This window comes from Alcanivorax sp. HI0083, assembly GCF_001635175.1.
Genome location: NZ_LWFX01001144.1, coordinates 1 through 2,118 on the forward strand (window position 1 = coordinate 1; position 2,118 = coordinate 2,118).

General features: G+C 56.7%; 2 protein-coding genes and 1 pseudogene. All 3 read left to right on the forward strand.

Features of this window, described 5'->3' with window-relative positions; translation table 11 throughout:
* The first annotated feature begins 262 nt into the window (after positions 1-262).
* Positions 263-928 carry a histidine phosphatase family protein gene (locus A3754_RS16190; protein WP_063520530.1) on the forward strand — a complete coding sequence of 222 codons (666 nt, stop codon included), beginning with the start codon at positions 263-265 and terminating at the stop codon, positions 926-928.
* 51 nt (positions 929-979) lie between these two features.
* Positions 980-1,912 (forward strand): ABC transporter ATP-binding protein, encoded by a 933-nt coding sequence (locus tag A3754_RS16195; protein WP_063520531.1) that lies wholly within the window; start codon positions 980-982, stop codon positions 1,910-1,912.
* A pseudogene (locus tag A3754_RS16200) lies at positions 1,909-2,118 on the forward strand (ABC transporter permease); the annotation flags it as partial. The gene A3754_RS16195 and the pseudogene A3754_RS16200, both read left to right, overlap by 4 nt.

Here is a 2,118-nt window from a genome sequence, read left to right on the forward strand (position 1 = left end):
TATGCCCGAACGGGTGCTTCGGGTCATCCAGGCTGGCCCGCACTCGTTGTTGCGCTTTTTCGATGGATGGACATATCTCGATCCCAGTTAGGGGACACCTTCAAAAGCGCGCCCTCTGTGCCCCGAATGGGGTATAGATTGCGAACCAGACTGAAAGACTGAGTACGCAAGGAGTTTTTCAGAGGTTCCCTAATTCCCCTCTCATGGTTTGCTTTCGCTATGGCGCTCCGTACACTAAGGCCTGACCCAAAGTGAAGAGACTATGGCGCGCCTACACCCGCGATTGCTGGAAGCCCTTAACCTGTTACCGCAGGACAAACCCGTTCATTTGCTGACGCGGCACTCTGTGCGTGAACTGGCCAAGAACGGTTTTGCCGATTACCGCCTGCCCCTGACCCCGGAAGGCATCGATATGGCCCGGGAGTGGGGTAGCCAGCTGGCGCGGCCAGTGGATGCGTTTTTTTCCAGCCCGGTGGGGCGCTGCGTGAATACCGCCAAGGCCATGGCCGAAGGCGCCCGCAAGGCAGGGCTGTTGGAGACGATTCCCGAAATCACCACCGATACCACCCTGGTGGAGCCTGGCTGTTACGTGGAAGACCTGAATCAGGTCGGCCCCACGTTTCTGAAGATGGGTGCGTTTAAATTCCTTAACCAGCACTTACAGCAACCCTTTGAGGGCATGCTGTCGCCGGCAGAAGGCCGCGCCAAGCTGGCCCGGTACCTGAGCGAGCGTGAACCGGCACCGGGCCACCTGAACGTGCACGTGACCCACGACACCATTCTTGCCGTGCTGGTGGCCGAACTGCATGGGCACCGGCGCATTACCGAGGATGACTGGCCCTGGATGATGGAAGGGCTGTGGCTGTGGTTCAGTGGCGGCCAGCTTCACTGGATATGGCGTGGTGATCACTGCCATCGTGCGTTGTAACCGCATTTCTAAACCGATCTCTCCGTTTACCGACTTCTGACGAGGTGTGCCTTGTCCGCGCTGACAATTCGCAATTTGACCAAAACCTATGCCAATGGCGTGCAAGCGCTCAAAGGTATTGATCTGGATGTGAAGAAGGGCGATTTCTTTGCCTTGCTGGGCCCCAACGGGGCCGGCAAATCTACCACCATTGGTGTGATCAGTTCACTGGTCAATAAATCCGGTGGTGATGTGAGCATCTTTGGCTATTCCCTGGATACCCAGCGGTCTCTGGCCAAGAAGCAGATCGGTGTGGTGCCACAGGAGTTCAACTTCAACCAGTTCGAAAAAGTGTTTGATATCGTGGTGACCCAGGCGGGTTTCTATGGCATTCCCGCGCCACTGGCCCGTGAGCGGGCGGAAAAGTACCTGCGCCAACTGGGTCTGTGGGACAAGCGCGACAAACAGTCGCGGACCTTGTCCGGTGGCATGAAGCGCCGGCTGATGATTGCCCGTGCCCTGGTTCATGAGCCGGAATTGCTGATTCTGGACGAGCCCACCGCTGGCGTGGATATCGAACTGCGCCGCTCCATGTGGGATTTTCTGACCAAGCTGAATGCGGAAGGGAAAACCATCATTCTGACCACCCACTATCTGGAAGAAGCAGAGTCCCTGTGTCGCCATATCGCCATTATTGACCACGGCATTATCGCGGAAAATACCGATATGAAATCCCTGCTGGAGCAACTGCAGGTAGAGACCTTCATTCTCGATCTGGCCCGGCCCGTTAGTGAAGCCCCGCAACTGGAAGGGTTTCAGGTGTCTCTGCGCGATGCCAAGACGCTGGAAGTGGCGGTGCCGAAAAGCGAAAGCCTCAATACCCTGTTTGTGGAGCTGGCGCGGCTCGATTTTGACGTCATGAGTATGCGCAACAAGGCAAACCGGCTGGAAGAATTGTTTGTGCGGCTGGTCGAGCAGAACCTGCCGGGGGAGCAAGCATCATGAGTGCTCGTGAGCAATGGGTGGCATTTCTGACCCTGGTAACCAAGGAAATTCGCCGTTTTACCCGTATCTGGCCGCAGACGCTGCTGCCGCCAGCGATTACCATGACGCTGTATTTCGTGATTTTCGGCAACCTGATTGGCAGTCGTATCGGCGATATGGGCGGGTTCGATTACATGCAGTACATCGTGCCGGGGTTGATCATGATG

Excerpts from the sequence above, each read along its gene's own strand:
- A3754_RS16190 (WP_063520530.1), top strand. The coding sequence starts at position 263 with ATGGCGCGCCTACACCCGCGATTGCTGGAAGCCCTTAACCTGTTACCG.